Annotated in this window: 16 protein-coding genes; 8 read left to right on the top strand and 8 right to left on the bottom strand. The window is 67.3% G+C overall.

Translation table 11 applies throughout. From position 1 onward, the window contains the following. Positions 1-15 precede the first annotated feature (15 nt). The 4 genes from FHS47_RS09185 to FHS47_RS09170 all read left to right on the top strand — a co-directional run bounded on the left by FHS47_RS09185 (position 16) and on the right by FHS47_RS09170 (position 3244). Entirely contained in the window at positions 16-312 is a 297-nt protein-coding gene (locus FHS47_RS09185) for an EF-hand domain-containing protein (RefSeq protein ID WP_167025986.1), read from the top strand. 58 nt (positions 313-370) lie between these two features. After that, on the top strand, positions 371-1030 hold the full coding sequence (locus FHS47_RS09180) for a class I SAM-dependent methyltransferase (RefSeq protein WP_167025983.1): 660 nt from the start codon (positions 371-373) through the stop codon (positions 1028-1030). Positions 1031-1338: 308 nt separating this feature from the next. Continuing rightward, a complete protein-coding gene (locus FHS47_RS09175) occupies positions 1339-2712 on the top strand; it encodes a DEAD/DEAH box helicase (RefSeq protein WP_167025980.1) in 1374 nt (457 codons plus the stop codon). Positions 2713-2806: 94 nt separating this feature from the next. After that, on the top strand, positions 2807-3244 hold the full coding sequence (locus tag FHS47_RS09170; RefSeq protein WP_167025977.1) for a DoxX family protein: 438 nt from the start codon (positions 2807-2809) through the stop codon (positions 3242-3244). Here FHS47_RS09170 and rimJ read toward each other — a convergent pair. Next, a complete protein-coding gene (gene rimJ / locus FHS47_RS09165; protein WP_167025974.1) occupies positions 3228-3782 on the bottom strand; it encodes a ribosomal protein S5-alanine N-acetyltransferase in 555 nt (184 codons plus the stop codon). The genes FHS47_RS09170 and rimJ overlap by 17 nt on opposite strands. Then, positions 3779-4627 carry an S-formylglutathione hydrolase gene (fghA, locus tag FHS47_RS09160; protein WP_167025971.1) on the bottom strand — a complete coding sequence of 283 codons (849 nt, stop codon included), beginning with the start codon at positions 4625-4627 and terminating at the stop codon, positions 3779-3781. Before fghA ends, rimJ begins: the two co-directional genes overlap by 4 nt. Positions 4628-4774: 147 nt before the next feature. On the opposite strand from fghA, the gene FHS47_RS09155 reads away from it, so the two are divergent. Then, positions 4775-6595, top strand: a complete 1821-nt coding sequence (locus FHS47_RS09155; protein ID WP_167025968.1) for a DEAD/DEAH box helicase — start codon at positions 4775-4777, stop codon at positions 6593-6595. A gap of 271 nt (positions 6596-6866) precedes the next feature. Here FHS47_RS09155 and FHS47_RS09150 read toward each other — a convergent pair whose 3' ends face one another. Further along, positions 6867-7208 (bottom strand): YkgJ family cysteine cluster protein, encoded by a 342-nt coding sequence (locus FHS47_RS09150; RefSeq protein ID WP_167025965.1) that lies wholly within the window; start codon positions 7206-7208, stop codon positions 6867-6869. Between the two features lie 3 nt (positions 7209-7211). Further along, positions 7212-8081: a neutral zinc metallopeptidase gene (locus FHS47_RS09145; RefSeq protein WP_167025962.1), complete on the bottom strand. Its 870-nt coding sequence runs from the start codon at positions 8079-8081 to the stop codon at positions 7212-7214. A gap of 105 nt (positions 8082-8186) precedes the next feature. On the opposite strand from FHS47_RS09145, the gene FHS47_RS09140 reads away from it, so the two are divergent. After that, on the top strand, positions 8187-8618 hold the full coding sequence (locus FHS47_RS09140) for an MAPEG family protein (protein ID WP_167025960.1): 432 nt from the start codon (positions 8187-8189) through the stop codon (positions 8616-8618). 93 nt (positions 8619-8711) lie between these two features. Here FHS47_RS09140 and FHS47_RS09135 read toward each other — a convergent pair whose 3' ends face one another. Beyond that, the gene (locus tag FHS47_RS09135) at positions 8712-10286 is read right to left on the bottom strand and encodes a TerC family protein (protein ID WP_167025957.1); all 1575 of its coding nucleotides are present in this window, start codon (positions 10284-10286) and stop codon (positions 8712-8714) included. A gap of 122 nt (positions 10287-10408) precedes the next feature. On the opposite strand from FHS47_RS09135, the gene FHS47_RS09130 reads away from it, so the two are divergent. Then, complete coding sequence (locus tag FHS47_RS09130; RefSeq protein WP_167025954.1) at positions 10409-11188, top strand: CPBP family intramembrane glutamic endopeptidase; 780 nt, start codon at positions 10409-10411, stop codon at positions 11186-11188. Positions 11189-11195: 7 nt separating this feature from the next. Here FHS47_RS09130 and FHS47_RS09125 read toward each other — a convergent pair whose 3' ends face one another. After that, on the bottom strand, positions 11196-11792 hold the full coding sequence (locus tag FHS47_RS09125) for a class I SAM-dependent methyltransferase (RefSeq protein ID WP_167025951.1): 597 nt from the start codon (positions 11790-11792) through the stop codon (positions 11196-11198). A 96-nt stretch (positions 11793-11888) separates the two neighbouring features. Here FHS47_RS09125 and FHS47_RS09120 point away from each other — a divergent pair, with 96 nt between their 5' ends. Continuing rightward, positions 11889-12188, top strand: coding sequence for a hypothetical protein (locus FHS47_RS09120; protein ID WP_167025948.1), 300 nt, complete (start codon positions 11889-11891; stop codon positions 12186-12188). Here FHS47_RS09120 and FHS47_RS20010 read toward each other — a convergent pair. Both FHS47_RS20010 and FHS47_RS09110 read right to left on the bottom strand, forming a co-directional pair. After that, the gene (locus tag FHS47_RS20010; protein WP_208381883.1) at positions 12185-14002 is read right to left on the bottom strand and encodes a glycoside hydrolase family 15 protein; all 1818 of its coding nucleotides are present in this window, start codon (positions 14000-14002) and stop codon (positions 12185-12187) included. The genes FHS47_RS09120 and FHS47_RS20010 overlap by 4 nt on opposite strands. Before the next feature lie 85 nt (positions 14003-14087). After that, the gene (locus FHS47_RS09110) at positions 14088-16322 is read right to left on the bottom strand and encodes a DUF5916 domain-containing protein (RefSeq protein WP_167025945.1); all 2235 of its coding nucleotides are present in this window, start codon (positions 16320-16322) and stop codon (positions 14088-14090) included. Positions 16323-16358: the final 36 nt, after the last annotated feature.

Genomic DNA, 16358 nt, shown 5'->3' with positions numbered 1-16358 from the left:
CAGACGGAGGACTCGATGACGTACTCGCGCTCGATCGTTTCACTCGCACTCGTAGCCAGCCTTTCCGCAGGTGTCGCTTTTGCGCAAGGAAACGCGCCACAGGCGCAATCCGACGACAGCGGCGCCCCTGCTTTCTCCAGCCTCAACGACGGCAAGCCCATACGCCGCGGCGACGTGCCGAAGGACGTGGATGCGTTGAAGGAACTGCGCGCGCACTTCAACGAAGCGGACACGAACCACGACGGACGGGTGGACGAAGGCGAATACAACGCCTATATCAACAAGGCCAACGTCAAGCAGCCGCAGCGATAAGTCCCGGGGCCGGGGCATTGCATCCGTGCCCCGGCCCTCCCGACGGACGGAGCTCCGCATGATTCCCGACAGCCGCACCCGGCGACGTATCGCCGCCCGGTTTCGCCGACCCGGCGATCGGATCTACATCCACGGCAAGCTGGCCACCGACCCCGTTTACGCTGCGACTGCGCGCGCCATCAAGGGGCGGCGCCTGCCGCTGCTCGACATCGGCTGCGGGCTGGGCCTGCTCGGCCATTACCTGCATGCGTGCCATACCCTCGACGGTTATCTCGGCCTCGACCACGACAGCCGAAAGATCGCGATGGGCCGCGATGCGGCGGAACGTGCCGGCCTCGGCGACGAGATCGCTCTGCACGAGGCAGACGCGGCGACCCCGCAGCCCCTTCGTGGACACGTCGCGATGCTCGACGTGCTGCATTACCTCCCGCGCGAACGCCAGTCGGAACTGCTGTCCTTTGCCGTGGACCACCTCGCCGACGACGGCGTGCTGATCCTGCGCAACGTGATCCGTGACGGCTCGTGGCGCTACCGGGCCACGGTCTGGGAAGAGAAGTTCATCAAGGCGGTGGGCTGGATCCCAGGTGGGGCGCAGTATTTCCCGACCGAGGACGACATCCGCGGGGTGCTGGAGCCCCGGGGCATCCACGTCGATTTCAAGCCGCTGTTCGGGCGCACGCCGTACAACAGCTGGCTGATGACGGCCTCGCGCCTGTGATGTGGGAGCCGGCTATGCCGGCGATCCCGCGGCAGCGGGCCCGTTGGCCGCGAGCACCCGTCGCCGCTGAAGCGGCTCCCACACAAAGCCCGACATTGTGCGCCGCAATAAGGTATACTCGGCGGGTCGTGCCTGCGCTCCGACTCCCTTGCGGACCCTCGGCGTGGAGATTTTCCCGCCCGTTCCCCCACCCCCGGAAGCGCGCGCGACACCGGCCAGCCTGCTGTCTTCGTCATGGCTCGCGGCCGCCGAATCCATAACTCGCAGCGCGGTTCCAGGGAACGCTCGAGTCACGCAGGAGTGTTTCCATGTCTTTCGATTCGCTGGGCCTTGCGCCCGCGTTGCTGCGCGCGCTGTCCGAAGCCGGCTATGAAAAGCCCACGCCCATCCAGGCGGCCGCCATACCCGAGGTGCTGGCCGGTCACGACCTGATGGCTGCCGCGCAGACGGGCACCGGCAAGACCGCCGCTTTCTCGCTGCCGCTGCTTCATCGCCTTGCCGGCGAGGTACGCGGCGAAAGCCGCCGTCCGATCCGTGCCCTCATTCTCACCCCCACCCGCGAACTCGCCGCCCAGGTGCAGGAAAACCTGCGCGATTACGGCAAGTACGTGCGCCTGTCCAGCACCGTGATCTTCGGCGGCGTGGGCATGGGCAACCAGCTGCAGGCGCTGCGTCGCGGCGTCGACATCGTGGTGGCCACGCCGGGCCGCCTGATCGACCACATGCAGCAGCGCTCGGTCGACCTGTCCAAGGTGGACGTGCTCGTGCTCGACGAAGCCGACCGCATGCTCGACATGGGCTTCCTGCCGGCACTGAAGCGCATCCTCGCCGCGGTGCCGCGCCAGCGCCAGACGCTGCTGTTCTCGGCCACGTTCGCGCCGGAGATCAAGGCGCTTGCCCAGCAGTTCATGCGCGAGCCGCGCGAGGTGTCCACCACGCCGGCCAACACCGTGGCCAACACGGTCACCCACGTGGTGCACCCGGTCGACGCGGCGAACAAGCGCGAGCTGCTGCTGCACATCCTCGCCCAGGACAGCCGTCGCCAGACGCTGGTGTTCAGCCGCACCAAGCACGGCGCCGACAAGCTCGTGCGCCATCTGGAACAGGCCGGCATCCGTGCCGCCGCCATCCACGGCAACAAGAGCCAGAACGCCCGCACGCGTGCGCTGTCCGACTTCAAGACGGGCCGCATCACCGTGCTGGTCGCCACCGACATCGCCGCACGCGGTATCGATATCGACCAGCTCCCGGTCGTCATCAACTTCGACCTGCCCATGGTCGCGGAAGACTACGTGCACCGCATCGGCCGCACCGGCCGCGCGGGCGCCGAAGGCCAGGCCATCTCGCTGGTGAGCCACGACGAGTCGGGCCTGCTGCGCGACATCGGCCGCCTGCTGAAGACCGACCTCTCGATCCGCAACGTGGAAGGCTACGAGCCCAGCACGCCGCTTCGCCTCGACGCTGGCGCGCCGCGCCCGAAGCAGCAGCAGCGCCAGCCGCGTTCGCAGCAGGGCGGTGGCCAGGGCCGTCCCGGTGCCGGCGGCTCACGCCAGGGCGGCAACGGCGGCGGACGCCCGCCGTCGCATCGTCCGCACGGGCACTCCGCCGCGGGCACGGGCGAGAACACCGGCAGCCACAAGCGCCGGCGCCAGCGCCGCGGGCCGGCGACGAACAAGGCCTGAGGCCCGATGGCCTAGCCGCATGGGCAATGGTCCGCCCATGCGGTAATCCGGATCATGCGGGTTGGCAGGCCACCCAACCCAGGTACCACCCCGCATGTCCCGACTCCACCGCTATAGCGTCGCCGTGCTGCGCACCGTGTTCGGCGCGTTCTTCGCCTTCTCCGGCCTCAACCACATCTTCGCCTTCTGGCAGCCGCCTGCCCCGCACACGGCCGCCGGCCGCGCCTTCATGGCCGGCCTCGAAGCCAGCGGCTTCGTCGAGCCCCTGGTGGGCGTGCTCTTCGTCTATGCCGGCGTGGCGTTGATGGCGGCGCGGCTCGTGCCGCTCGCGCTGCTCCTGCTCGCGGCCCCCATCGTCGTCATCTTCGGCTACCACTTCGTCACCGAAGGCCGGACGCTCGGGCCGCACCTGCCTCTGCTGGCGATCTACCTGCTCCTTGCATGGGAAGAGCGCGGCGCATGGCGCGCCATGTTCGCCGCTGGCGGCAAGCGAGCCGATACCGAGCCCGCGCCGCTCAGCCCTGCGTTCTGATCTTCGCGGTGAGGACGTGGTCCTCCCACAGGCCGTCGATCTTCAGATAGCGCTTCGCATAGCCTTCCTTCTCGAACCCCAGGCGCTCGAGAAGCCGTCCGCTGCGTTCGTTGCGCGGCATGTAGTTGGCCATCACCCTGTGGAAATCCAGCGGGCCGAACGCATAGCGCACGGCCGCCTCGAGGGCCTCGAACATGAGGCCCTTGCCTTCGTGCGATGCGCCGATGCCATAGCCGAGATGGCACGCCTGAAAGACACCGCGTACCACGTTGGCGAAGGTGAAGGTGCCGATCATCGCGGTGGCGTCGGGCGTCAGTATCGCGAACGGATAGCCGCGGTCGCCCCGCGCGGCTTCCAGCCCCGCCTCGATCGCCTGCCGACAGCCTTCCAGCGAGTAATGCGATTCGGTGCGCAGCGGCTCCCACGGCGCCAGGTGTTCGCGATTCTCAGTGCGATAGCGGCGAAGCAGTTCCGCTTCGTCCACGTCGAGCAGGCGGATCACCGTGCGCGCGGTGCGCATGCGGATCGGTTCGCTCATGCGGCCAGCGCTTTCGCATGGTGGCGGAGGTGGTCTTCCACGAACGTCTGGATGAAGTAGTAGCTGTGGTCGTAGCCCGGGCGCATGCGCAGATCGAGCGGTTGACCCGCGTCTTCGCAGGCCGCCTCGAAGCGCTGCGGTTGCAGCTGGCTCACGAGGAAACCATCGGCCTCGCCCTGGTCGATGAGGATGGTGCCGTCGAAGCGGGCTCCCGCGCGAACGAGCGCCGTGGCGTCATGGCGCTCCCACGCCTTGCGATCGTCGCCGAGGTAGCGCGAGAAGGCCTTCTCGCCCCATGGCACACGAGCCGGCGCGACGATCGGCGCGAACGCCGACACCGAGCGGAAGCGGCCCGGATTGCGCAGGGCGATCGTGAGCGCGCCGTGTCCGCCCATGGAATGACCGGTGATGCCTTGCCGCCCCATGTCGAGCGGGAACCGTCCGGCGAGCAGGCGTGGCAGCTCGTCCACCACGTAGCTGTACATGCGGAATCGCGCATCCCACGGTGCCTCGGTGGCATCCAGGTAGAACCCCGCGCCTTCCCCGAACTCCCAGTCGCCGGTGGCACCGGGAAGCCCGGTGTCGCGCGGGCTGGTGTCCGGCATCGCCAGGGCCAGCCCGAGTTCGGCCGCGAGCCGTTGTGCGCCGGCCTTGATGGTGAACGTTTCCGCCGTGCAGGTGAGGCCGGCGAGGTACCAGAGCACCGGCACCGGCCCCTGCTCCGCCGCCGGGGGCAGGTACAGGGCGAAGCGCATGGGACCGCCGCACGCCTCCGAGGCATGCGAATAAAACCCTTGTACGCCGCCGAAGCAGCGCTGTTCCGATACCGTCTCGATGGCCGACATGGGACTCTTCCTTACGCGAAGCTGACCGAGGAGTGTAGCGCCGACGCGGCAGGTGGCCATGACCCACGGCGAAGTGCACCTATCGCTGCTACAATAGGGGGACTGCCCGGCGCCGATCGTGCCGCCGCGCCCCTCCCTGAGGTCGCCATGTCATCCCCCGATACCGATAACGCTCCGGCCCTGCCCGGTTTCAGCGCGCTTGCCCTCGACGCCAACGTCGTGCGCGCGCTGACCGAGGTGGGCTATGAGACCCCCTCCCCCATCCAGGCCGCCACCATTCCGGCGCTGCTCGAAGGCCGCGACGTCATCGGCCAGGCGCAGACCGGCACCGGCAAGACCGCGGCGTTCGCGCTGCCGGTGCTCTCGCGCATCGATCTCAAGCCCGGTAAGCCGCAGGCGCTGGTGCTCGCCCCCACGCGCGAGTTGGCCATCCAGGTGGCCGAGGCCTTCCAGAAGTACGCCACCTACCTGCCCGGCTTCCAGGTGCTGCCGATCTACGGCGGCCAGAGCTACGGCCCGCAGTTGCAGGGCCTGAAGCGCGGCGCGCAGGTCATCGTGGGCACGCCCGGCCGCGTCATCGACCACCTCGACAAGGGCACGCTGGATCTCTCCGGCCTGCGCTTCGTGGTGCTCGACGAAGCCGACGAGATGCTGCGCATGGGCTTCATCGACGACGTGGAGAAGCTGCTCCAGGCCACGCCGGAGGGCCGCCAGGTGGCGCTCTTCTCCGCGACCATGCCGGCACCGATCCGCCGCATCGCGCAGACGTACCTGAAGGACCCGGCCGAGGTCACGATCAAGAACAAGACCACCACTGCGGCGAACATCCGCCAGCGTTACTGGTGGGTGAGCGGCGTGCACAAGCTCGACGCCCTCACGCGCATCCTCGAGGCCGAGAGCTTCGACGCGATGATCGTCTTCGCGCGTACCAAGCAGGCCACCGAAGAACTCGCCAGCAAGCTGCAGGCGCGCGGTTTCGCCGCTGCCGCCATCAACGGCGACATCGCCCAGGCCCAGCGCGAACGCGTGATCGACCAGCTCAAGACGGGCAAGCTCGACATCCTGATCGCCACCGACGTAGCCGCGCGCGGCCTCGACGTGGAGCGCATCAGCCATGTGCTCAATTACGACATTCCGCACGACACCGAGTCGTACGTGCACCGCATCGGCCGCACGGGCCGCGCCGGCCGCAGCGGCGAGGCGATTCTTTTCGTCACGCCGCGCGAGCGCAACCTGCTTCGCCAGATCGAGCGCGCCACGCGCCAGCCGATCGAACAGATGCAGCTGCCCACCATCGAGGCGGTGAACGACACGCGCGTCAACAAGTTCAACCAGCGCATCACCGACACGCTCGCCACCGGCGACCTCGGCATGTTCCAGCAGTTGGTGGAAAAGTACGAGCAGGAACACAACGTGCCGGCGATCGAGATCGCCGCCGCGCTGGCGCGCATCGCCCAGGGCGACCAGCCGCTGCTGCTGGAGCCGCCGGCCAAGCGCGAATACACCGAGCGCCCGCCGCGCGAATACGACCGCGAGCGTCCGTCGCGCGACGGTGGCGACTTCGCCGACCGTCGTCCGGTGCGCGAAGGCATGCGCCAGCCGCGTCCGCACGTCACCGAGAACGGCAAGCGCACCTATCGCATCGAGGTCGGCCACGAGCACGGCGTGAAGCCGGGCAACATCGTGGGCGCCATCGCGAACGAAGGTGGTGTCGAGGCCAAGTTCATCGGCCGCGTGAGCATCCGCGACGACTACAGCCTGATCGACCTGCCGGAAGGTATGCCGGCCGAGACCTTCAACCACCTGAAGAAGGTGTGGGTCGCGCAGCAGCAGCTGAAGATCAGGGAATGGGACGGCACGGAGCAGCCGCAGAGCGGCGCCCCGCCGCGCCCGCGCGGCAATTTCCGCCCTTCCTCCGGCAGCCGTCCGGGCGGCGGCAAGCCGCCGCGGAAGAAGCGGGATTTCTAGCATCTGAGGGACACCAGCTAGGCCGGCTGTGAGAGCCGGCCACGTTAGCCGGGCCCTGTGGGAGCCGGCTATGCCGGCGATCCCCGACATAGCGGGCACGCTTGCCGCGAGCACCCATCGCCGCTGAAGCGGCTCCCACACAGAGCTTGCCTGGCTTGTGTGGCGTGGGGCCTTCTGTGGGAGCCGGCTACGCCGGCGATCCCGCGGCAGCGGGCACGCTTGCCGCGAGCACCCATCGCCGCTGAAGCGGCTCCCACACAGAGCGCGGGGTTTACAAAAAGTCCGCCGGCGATAGGGGCTGCATGCCATGCCGCAAGCGCGCCTTGTCGCACTGCGGACTCGGCGTGCCGTCTTCCCACGCCGGCTTCAAATCGTGGCAAGGCGACGGGCGTACCTCGTACACACCACAATGCGCAGCCACGCCAACCTCCCCCACGAGCGACTTGCAGCGCGGTTCGTATGCGTTCGTGCCGTGCATCGCCACGCGATGCGGATCGAGGTGTTCGGTGAGCGCGGCCGGCGTGATGCCGCCGGCCGCGTCCGTTTCAAGCCAATGGAAGGCGACGCGGTACGTCGCACAGCATGCGCCGCAGCGCAGGCATGGGTGAGTCATGGATCAGATCGCGCCCGAGAACGTGTTGCACTTGCCGACATCGCCACTATCGAAGCCGGTACGGAACCAGTGCACGCGCTGAGCCGACGTGCCATGGGTAAATGAATCCGGCACCACCCTGCCTTGCGCCTGTTCCTGCAGCGCGTCGTCGCCGATGGCGGTAGCGGCATGGAGCGCCGACTCGATGTCGCCGGGCTGCAACCACTGTTTGCGCTGCTGCGAATGGTTCGCCCAGACACCCGCGAAGCAATCGGCCTGCAACTCCTGCCGCACCGAGAGACCGGAAGCGCCTTCCAGATGCGCTCCGCGGCGGCGTGCGTCGCTCACCTTGTCGAACACACCCGTCAGGTTCTGCACGTGGTGACCCACCTCATGCGCAATGACATAGGCACGAGCGAAGTCGCCGGATTCCTGGAATCGTGCCTGCATCTCCTGGAAGAACCCGAGGTCGAGGTAGACCTTGTGATCGCCCGGGCAATAGAACGGCCCCACCGCCGAGGAGGCCGATCCGCATGCCGTGCGCACGCCGTTGCGGAAGAGCACCAGCTTCGGCTGCTCGTACTGCTGACCGTTTGCGGCAAATATCTCGCCCCAGGTGTCCTCCGTCTCCCCCAGGATGGCGCGCACGAAATCCACCTGCGGATCGTTCGATGCGGCCTGCTGCGGCGCCTGCTGCGTCTGCGGCGCCTGGGCCGCGCCCGGGTCGCCCTGGCCGAGGAGGGCCGTAGGGTCCTTGAAGAACACCAGGCCCAGGATGGCCAGGATGACGATGCCGCCGAGCCCCAGCCCCCGGCCACCGAACGACGGACCGCCACCGCCGCCTTCGCCGGCGTCCTGCACGTTGTCGCTTCTACGGCCTTTTTGCCAAAGCATCGGGGTGTCCTCCGGTTGAAAGCGTCTTGAGGCGAGACACGGTACGCATGATCGCACGGACGGTTGCCGGTAGACTTCGTGATCGACATCGTCCCCGGACCTCCCATGACCAGCCAGCTTCCTGCCGTCGTCACCCTGCTCACCCTGCTCTTGATGTTCGCCACCGTGTGGATGGTAGGCAGGGCGCGTGAACGTTACGGCATCAAGGCCCCGTCCATCTCAGGCGATCCTGCCTTCGAACGGGCCTGGCGGGTGCAGATGAACACGCTCGAGAACGCCGTGATGTTCATTCCGGCGCTGTGGCTGGCCGCGCAGTACGTGGACCCGCTATGGGCCGGCATCGCCGGCCTGGTCTGGCTTGCCGGCCGGGTGTGGTATGCCGTGGCCTACCTGCGCGACGCCAGCCGCCGTGGCCCCGGCTACATCGTCTCCATGCTCGCCTGGCTGGTGCTGATGCTGATGGCCGCCGGCGGTATCGGCATGGCGATCATGGAAAACAACGCCACGCCGACCGAGGACACGGCAGGAGCCCCGTAACACTGTGGGAGCCGGCTATGCCGGCGATCCCGCGGCAGCGGGCAAGTCTCCCGCAAGCACCCATCGCCGCTGAAGCGGCTCCCACAGTGGGTTCTATACGTCGTCGCTGCCCAGGGCCATCACGCGCACGCGCTGAATGCGAGCGCCGTCCATCGCGGTGACCTCGAACTCCAGATTGTCCGTCTCGAAGCGGTCGCCCGGGGCGGGTAGACGGCCCAGCTGCTGGAGGACGAAGCCCGCCAGCGTGGAGAAATTGCCTTCCGCCGCGCCCGGCAGCCGGTGCCCGAGCAAGTGCTCCACGCGGCGTGCGTCGAGGCTGGCGTCGAGCAGCCAGGCACCATCCGGCTCGCTGACCGCCGAGGGATCGCCCTCGTCGGTCTCGCTGGGGAATTCGCCCGCGATCGTTTCCAACACGTCGGCCGGCGTGACGAGGCCGAGGATGCTGCCGTACTCGTCCACCACGAGCGCCACCTGCAGCGGCGCGCGGCGGAACTCGTCGATCAACCGGAGCACGCTCAGCGATTCCAGCACCGTGATCGGCTTGCGCACGAAGGTATCGGTGTCCAGCCGGCCGTGTTCGCTCACGCTGGCCAGCAGGTCGCGGGACGAGACCACACCCACGAGTTCGTCGAGATCGCCCCGCGCCACGAGCATCCAATGGTGCGGCGATTCGCGCGCTTCGCCGAGCAGCACCGAGGATTCCTCGTCGGGGTCTACCCAGACGATTTCGGTGCGCGGGGTCATGATCGAGCGAACCGGCCGCTGCGAGAGATCGAGCACGCCCTGCACCATTTCCAGCTCGTCCTTGCCGAACACCGAGGTCTCGGCGACCTCCGGCACAGGCTCGCCCTTCCCGCCGTCGCCGGCGTCGTCCGGGGCACCGCCGAGCAGGCGCAGCACCGCGCGCGCCGTGCGGTCGCGCATCACCCGGCCGCCCACCAGCAGCGAGCGGCGCCGATTCCGCCGCATCGTCTGGTTGAACACCTCGATCATGATCGAGAAGCCGATGGCGGCGTACAGGTAGCCCTTCGGAATATGGAAACCGAAGCCTTCGGCGATGAGGCTGAAGCCGATCATCAACAGGAACGACAGGCAGAGGATGATGACCGTGGGGCGCGCGTTGACGAACACGGTGAGCGGCTTGCTCGCCGTGATCATGAGTCCCATGGCCACCACCACACCGATCATCATGATGGAAAGGTGATCGACCATGCCGACGGCGGTGATGACGGAGTCGAGCGAGAACACCGCGTCGAGGATCACGATCTGAGCCACCACCAGCCAGAAGCTGGCCCGGCGCCGAGCGCCGCCTTCGTCGTGTTCGGATGCTTCCAGCCGCTCGTGCAGTTCGAGCGTGGCCTTGAAGAGGAGGAAAGCGCCGCCGACGATGAGGATGATGTCCCGCCAGGCCAGGCTGAACCCGCGCCACTCGAACAGCGGCTGCGTGAGCGTCACCAGCCAGGACATGGCGGCAAGCAGGCACAGGCGCATGACCAGCGCGAGGCCGAGGCCCATGAGGCGCGCGTGGTCGCGCTGGCGGGCGTGGAGCTTGTCGGCGAGGATCGCGACGAAGACGAGGTTGTCGATGCCGAGCACGATCTCCAGCACGATCAACGTGAGGAGTCCCGCCCAGGCCGAAGGGTCGGCTAGCCAGTCGAATGCGAACATGATCAGGCGCGTCGGGGCGCCACGCTTCCTCCTTTAGGGACGGACAACTATACAGGGCCCGGATGACCGCCTGTGCCGTAAGCGTCGTTGCGGCGCCCGACCTCCGTCGGCTAGGGTGCCCCATGGCCCACGATTACCTTCCCGAATCCCCCTTGTCCACCTTCCGGGCACCCGCTCCCCCTCCGGGAATCGTCGAAACCGCGCTCTGCATCGTGGCCTATTTCGCCATGCAGTTCGTGTTCGGCGCGTTGTTCGGCGGCGCCTCCATGCAGATCGCCCGCCATTTCCCGGGCCAGGTGCCCGCCGCGCCTGATCGGCTCATCGTCGTGGTGATCCTCACCGTGCTCTGCGCCGCTGCCCTGGCCTCCTGGCTCGTCGTGCGGCGCTGGGGTCCGGAACACGCCAGGGACCCGGGCCCGAGCGGGCTGGGTTTCACCGAACCGGCCGGCCGTTTCATCCTGATGGGTACCATCCTGGGTCTGGCCGCGCCCATGATCGGGGGCCTTCTTACGCAACTGCTCGCCGGCGAGCACACCGTCAGCCAAGCTGTGAGCGATATCGCCGACAAGGCACACATCGGCATGCGGGTGGCACTCCTGCCCGTGGTGGTACTGGCGGGCCCCGCGGTCGAGGAACTGCTGTTCCGGGGCGCCCTGCTCTCGGTGCTGCGCACGCGGCTCGGCGACGGCTGGGCCATCGCGCTGTCCGCGCTCATCTTCGGCACGGTGCACCTGCCTGACCTGGCGTGGCTCTGGTACGCGGTGCCGAACCTGGTGCTCGTCGGCCTGTTCTGCGCCTGGCTGCGCGTGCGCAGCGGTTCCATCTGGCCGTCCTTCGTCGCCCACGCCGCCAACAACGCGCTGGCGACGATCGCGTGGTTCACGGCCTCGGCGGGCTCGTAAAAAACCCTTAAAGGCGCTCCAGCGCCGCCACGTGGCGTGCGAGGCGGGGGCTGGCATAGCACTGGGAGCCGACGGGAATCAGCCCCTCCCTGGCGAAGGCCTCGCGGTACCAGCGCGCCGGCCTGCCAAAGAACCCTTCGCGGTCGCCGCCCGGGTCGTCCTCGCGCGTGTACACCTCGAGGAAAGCCAGCCCTTCGGCCATCTCGCCGATACCGATGAGGCCGGCGCGGATCTCGGCAGGCTTCAGGTAATGCAACACGTCGGTGCAGACGATCAGGTCGAAGCGCGTGTCGAAGCGCAGCTCGGCCAGCTGGCCGAAGCGTGCATAGCCGATATTGCGCGACCGGCCGTAACGCGCCACCGCATATTCGCTGGCCTCCAGTCCCCGGTATTCGATATCGGGACGCAGGCGGCGGAGTTCGGCCCGCCAGGGCGCTTCGCCGCAACCCACGTCCAGCACGTTGCGCACGGGCCTGCCGAGATAGAACTCGGCCTGCCCCACCACCATGGCCACCTTGCGCCGAAGCTCGGCCGGCGACCGCACGGCGTGGCCGGCGCTGCGGTACCACTTGTCGAAATAGGCCTGGTCGTAGGTCTTGGGCATGGTCGCGGCCGTCGAAAACGCCCATGGTAGCGGCGGCGTACACTTTCGGCACACATGTCACGCGCCAGCATCATCCCATCCGGAAAGGAGACTTCCATGCCCCGCATCCAGCTACGCATCACCGGCGACCGCGACGTGTTCGAGGACGTGCTGAACGCCATCCACGGCGTCGACCGTATCGAGAGGGTCGAGGAGATCGACGACTTCATGAACGACTTCCGCGACGACTCCAGCTCGCAGAACCTCTCCGACGACATGAGTTCGAAAACCTACACCCTCGAGGTGGAGGTTCCCAACGAGAAGATCGGCGAGCGGGTGCGCGAGATCGCCGAGGAAACCGCCGGCACGCGAGAAGCCGCGATCGAGTTCGTGAATCCGGACGAGAACGAGATCTAGGGCTGCCAGGTTTCCCCTTGCGGGGTGGAGAGGCGGCGATCGAGGTAATAAGCCGCGCTGATGAACGCAAGGTGGGTCAGCGCCTGCGGGAAGTTGCCCAGGGGTTCCGCCCGTAGGCTCAGTTCCTCGGCGAACAGGCCCACGTGGTTCGCATAGCGCAGGCCGCGCGCCATCGCCTCGCGCGCTTCGTTCAGCCGCCCCGCCCGTGCCAGGCATTCCACATACCAGAACGTGCACGTGGTGAAGGCGCCGTCGCCACCTTCCAGGCCGTCCGAGTTCCGGTAGCGGAACACCATGCCGTCATCGGCCAGTTGTTCGCCGATCGCATCCAGCGTCTTCAGCCATACCGGGTCGGTGGCCGACACGAAACGCACCAGCGGCATCATGAGGGCCGACGCGTCGAGGTCGCGGCCGCCCTTCGTCTGCACGAAATAGCCGTGCTCGGGATGCCGGAAGTGCGTCCAGATGTCGTCCGAAATACGGTCCCGTTCAGTCGCCCATTCCACCACCGCGCCAGGGAGCGAGCGCTTGCGCGCGAGCCGTACCGCGCGATCGAGCGCCACCCAGCACATCAGGCCCGAGTGCAGGAAATGCCGTGGCGTGTCGCGCACCTCCCAGATGCCTTCGTCCGCTTCCATCCAGTGCGCGCACACGTAGTCGACCAGGCGCTGCACGTGTGCCCACCCTTCCCGGCTGATCGCCCGTCCGTACTTGTTGGAAAGATAGATGCTGTCGAGCAGTTCGCCGTAGATGTCCAGCTGCGTCTGCGAACGTGCGGCGTTGCCGATGCGCACGGGGCGCGAGCCCGCATAGCCCGCCAGATGATCCAATGTCGATTCGGCCAAAGCTTCGCTGCCGTCCAGTGCGTACATGATGCGCAAGGTGTTGCCGTTCTCCAGTTCCGTGAACCGGTCTTCCGTCCACTTCCGGAAGTGTTCCGCCTCATCGACATAGCCCAACCGCATGAAGGCGTACACGGTGAAGGACGCGTCGCGCAGCCAGCTGGCACGGTAATCCCAGTTGCGTGAGGCGCCGGTGGCCTCCGGCAAGCCGAACGTACCGGCCGCCGCGATGGAGCCATGCTTGTGCGACACGAGCAGCTTCAGCACGAGCGCGGACCGATCCACCATTTCCCGCCAGCGCCCGCGGTAGGTGGAACGCCGTGCCCAGTGCCGCCAGATGTCCGCCGTTGCATCGAGCGCGGCCGCGCACTCCGCGGCATCCAGGGGATCGTGTTCCTCGTCGCACAGCACGAACCACGCGTCCTCGCCCACGTCGAGAGCGAACTCCGCATGCGCCTCGCCGTCGCCGCACTTCAAGGGAACGGAAGCACCGAGGCGCAGGGCATGCGCGCCGTCGTGGAACACCACCGTGGACCCGTATTCCTCGGCCGTGGGGACGCACGAGGCGTAGTCGAGCCGGGGACGACAGCGAACGCGCACCCGCACCTTGCCGCGCGACACGCGAAGCCGGCGCACGAGGCTGCGGGGAAGGCGCGCGCCGCACTCCGGATGCGGCATGAAATCCGTCAGCTCGATGCTGGCCTCGTCCGCCATCCAGCGCGTGACCAGGATGTTGGTTTCGGGAACATACAGCTGCATGCGGTTGGCTTCTTCGAGCAGGGGCTCGACCGTGAACTCGCCACCTTTCTCAGGATCGAGCAGCGCCGCGAACACCGAGGGGCTGTCCAGGTGCGGCCAGCACATGAAGTCGATAGTGCCGTCGCTCGCCACCAGCGCGATGGTGTCCTGGTTCCCGATGACGCCGTGGTCGCCGATGCGGCGCCCCGGCACGGGATTGTCGAGATGTGGCACAAGGCTCTCCGCAGGCCGTCCATGGCGGAGGAATGCCACATGACATGTGAAGCCGGACTCTACCCGGAGCCCATGGCGGCGCCCGTCAGAACTCCAGCCGGTACGCGATCTTCACCAGGCCCTCGTTCACGTCCTTGAGGCTGAAGCCCTGGCGGAACTGCGACCCCACGTCGTCGTCCGTGTCATCCCTGTAGCCGCCGCGGTTGTACACGATGTAGAGATCGGACAGCGGCGCGATCTCGTAGCGGTAGCGGATCTGGAAGCCCAGGTTGGCCACGCCCAGGTCGTCCACCGGTTCGTCGCTGTGCACGGTGCCGCCGCTGGGCGTTACCTCCAGCGTGTCGCGCAGCTTCGCGCCCACGGCCAGCGTCTGCAGTTTCACGCGCAGCTCCTGCCGGTTGCTGAGGTTCCAGTTGAGGCCGCTGTCGATGCCTATGGTGCGCCCGTCGTAAGAGCCCAGCAGGTTGTCGTGGCCCTGCCAGATCAGCCAGTTCGGGTCCCACTCGTAGCTGCCGCCGAGGAACACGCTGAAGGCGTCGGTGATGAAATACGTCGGCGTGAACTTGAAGTAATAGCCGAGCCGGTGGTAGCCGGTGAGCTGATTCCCGGTGACGAAGCCTTCCGCTTCCCAGGCCCAGCGGCCCACGCGGGGGCGCGTGCGTTCGTAATACAGCTTCGCGGTGGGCGGCTCGTGCAGAGCGTGCCCACCCCGGGTAAGCAGATCGTCATAGGCGGACGAGAAGGTGTCGAGGCGCCATTCTTCGTCGCCACCGTCGCGGCGGCGGCTGTCACGCTGGATGCGGAGGCGGCGGCTGATGGACAGGCCGCGGGTGTTGTTCGCGCCCGAGATGCGATATTTCCACAGGTGCGACGCATACGCGGAATCCGCCGGCAGGCCGGTCACGCGCCGGCGCACTTCCCAGTGCAGATATTCCATGTTGTTGCGCGGCAGGTATCCAAAGTCGTCGATGTCGAGCCGCTCGCCGAAGTACATGCCGAGCCACTGCTGCGCCCACGTATCGTTCATCTGCCAGTACGCGACGCTGGTCGCCCCGAGGCCGGATGTACCGGCATTTGGCTGGTCGATCTTGCTGCCCACCACGTTGCTGGTCACCGTGAAATCGGCATTGGGCTGCCAGCGGTGGTCGAAACCCAGCACATTGGCGTCGCGGTCGAGGTAGGGATGGCTGACATGGGTGGCGAGCATGCCGAACGTCTGCGTGCCGACGTTCTGGCTGAGACGAAGCGCCCCGAAGCTGCGCCCCGCGTCGCCCTTTTCCTGCGCAGTGAGGATGCCGTAATTGGTGGAGCCGAGGCTGCCGTTGACCTTCACCGCCGCCGAGATGTCGGCAGCACCGTGGCCATCGTCCGAGGCGCCGCCCACGCGCCGCGTATAGACCAGCTGCGAGTAATCGTCGAGCAGGCTGAAATCGAAGATGCCCTGGTTTTCCGTGAAGAAGGGGCGCTTGTCGGTGAAGAAGGTTTCCTCCGGCGAGAAGTTCACCACGAGGTCGTCGCTTTCCACCTGGCCGAAGTCCGGATTGATGGTGGCCGTGAGCTGGGTCTGGCCGTTGGGCTTCCAGAGAATGTCGGCGCCCTGCTCGAACGTGGTGCCGCCATGCGCCCGGTCCACCTTGCCCACTACGTAAGGCGTCACCGCGAACAGCGACTGCGAATACGCGGGCATCCGCACACGCTCGAAGCTCGAAAGGAAGCGCCCCTGGTCGAACGTGATCGTGGGCCAGCCCATGCGTTCGCCGGTGCTGCCTATCACACGGTCGATGTAGAGACCGATGGTTCGCTCCCCGCCCTTTGCCTTGTGCATGGGCGCGATGTACCACGGGATGAGCACTTCCACGGAATAACCGTTGGCGTCTTCGCTGACCGCATGGTCCCAACGGCCGTCCCAGTCGTAGCTGAAGTCGGATTCGTTGGTGATCACCTCGTCGGCGATGCCGCCTTGCGACTTCACCTCGAAGTCGTAACCCACGCGACCGTCGCCGTTGAAATCCACCATGACGTTGATACGGTCGACCAGCGCGTTCTCGTCACGCCGCGTCTGCTGGCGCGAGCGAACGACGTCGCCATCGGGTTGTGTCGCCCGGATCGCCACCGCAAGGCCCTTGGGCGTCGAGAGGATCCATGCTTCCGTCGGCTGGCTGCCGGGTTTGCCCGTGAACGGCTGCGTCTGGCGGAAGTCGACGATGTGCTTCGCCCCAGCCCATTCCGCGGGATCGATGTGCCCATCGATCGTCACCTCCGCGAACGCGGGGGCGGCAACGAGGCCCAGCAGCAAAGCAAGGGTGAAGCGAGAACGCATGGGGGGTCCGGGGCGTGGAAACTTGCGGGAAGGATG

This window comes from Luteibacter sp. SG786 (genome assembly GCF_011759605.1).
In the GTDB taxonomy this organism is placed as follows: Bacteria; Pseudomonadota; Gammaproteobacteria; order Xanthomonadales; family Rhodanobacteraceae; genus Luteibacter.
This window is presented reverse-complemented; position numbering and strand designations above follow the sequence as displayed.

What these genes read in the sequence shown, in the direction of transcription:
- FHS47_RS09150 (WP_167025965.1), bottom strand. Translation starts at nt 7,208, where the DNA reads ATGACTCACCCATGCCTGCGCTGCGGCGCATGCTGTGCGACGTACCGC.
- rimJ (WP_167025974.1), bottom strand. Translation starts at nt 3,782, where the DNA reads ATGAGCGAACCGATCCGCATGCGCACCGCGCGCACGGTGATCCGCCTG.
- FHS47_RS09170 (WP_167025977.1), top strand. Translation starts at nt 2,807, where the DNA reads ATGTCCCGACTCCACCGCTATAGCGTCGCCGTGCTGCGCACCGTGTTC.
- FHS47_RS09175 (WP_167025980.1), top strand. Translation starts at nt 1,339, where the DNA reads ATGTCTTTCGATTCGCTGGGCCTTGCGCCCGCGTTGCTGCGCGCGCTG.
- FHS47_RS09120 (WP_167025948.1), top strand. Translation starts at nt 11,889, where the DNA reads ATGCCCCGCATCCAGCTACGCATCACCGGCGACCGCGACGTGTTCGAG.
- FHS47_RS09135 (WP_167025957.1), bottom strand. Translation starts at nt 10,286, where the DNA reads ATGTTCGCATTCGACTGGCTAGCCGACCCTTCGGCCTGGGCGGGACTC.
- FHS47_RS09155 (WP_167025968.1), top strand. Translation starts at nt 4,775, where the DNA reads ATGTCATCCCCCGATACCGATAACGCTCCGGCCCTGCCCGGTTTCAGC.
- FHS47_RS09125 (WP_167025951.1), bottom strand. Translation starts at nt 11,792, where the DNA reads ATGCCCAAGACCTACGACCAGGCCTATTTCGACAAGTGGTACCGCAGC.
- FHS47_RS09130 (WP_167025954.1), top strand. Translation starts at nt 10,409, where the DNA reads ATGGCCCACGATTACCTTCCCGAATCCCCCTTGTCCACCTTCCGGGCA.
- FHS47_RS09180 (WP_167025983.1), top strand. Translation starts at nt 371, where the DNA reads ATGATTCCCGACAGCCGCACCCGGCGACGTATCGCCGCCCGGTTTCGC.
- FHS47_RS09185 (WP_167025986.1), top strand. Translation starts at nt 16, where the DNA reads ATGACGTACTCGCGCTCGATCGTTTCACTCGCACTCGTAGCCAGCCTT.
- FHS47_RS09140 (WP_167025960.1), top strand. Translation starts at nt 8,187, where the DNA reads ATGACCAGCCAGCTTCCTGCCGTCGTCACCCTGCTCACCCTGCTCTTG.
- FHS47_RS09145 (WP_167025962.1), bottom strand. Translation starts at nt 8,081, where the DNA reads ATGCTTTGGCAAAAAGGCCGTAGAAGCGACAACGTGCAGGACGCCGGC.
- fghA (WP_167025971.1), bottom strand. Translation starts at nt 4,627, where the DNA reads ATGTCGGCCATCGAGACGGTATCGGAACAGCGCTGCTTCGGCGGCGTA.
- FHS47_RS09110 (WP_167025945.1), bottom strand. Translation starts at nt 16,322, where the DNA reads ATGCGTTCTCGCTTCACCCTTGCTTTGCTGCTGGGCCTCGTTGCCGCC.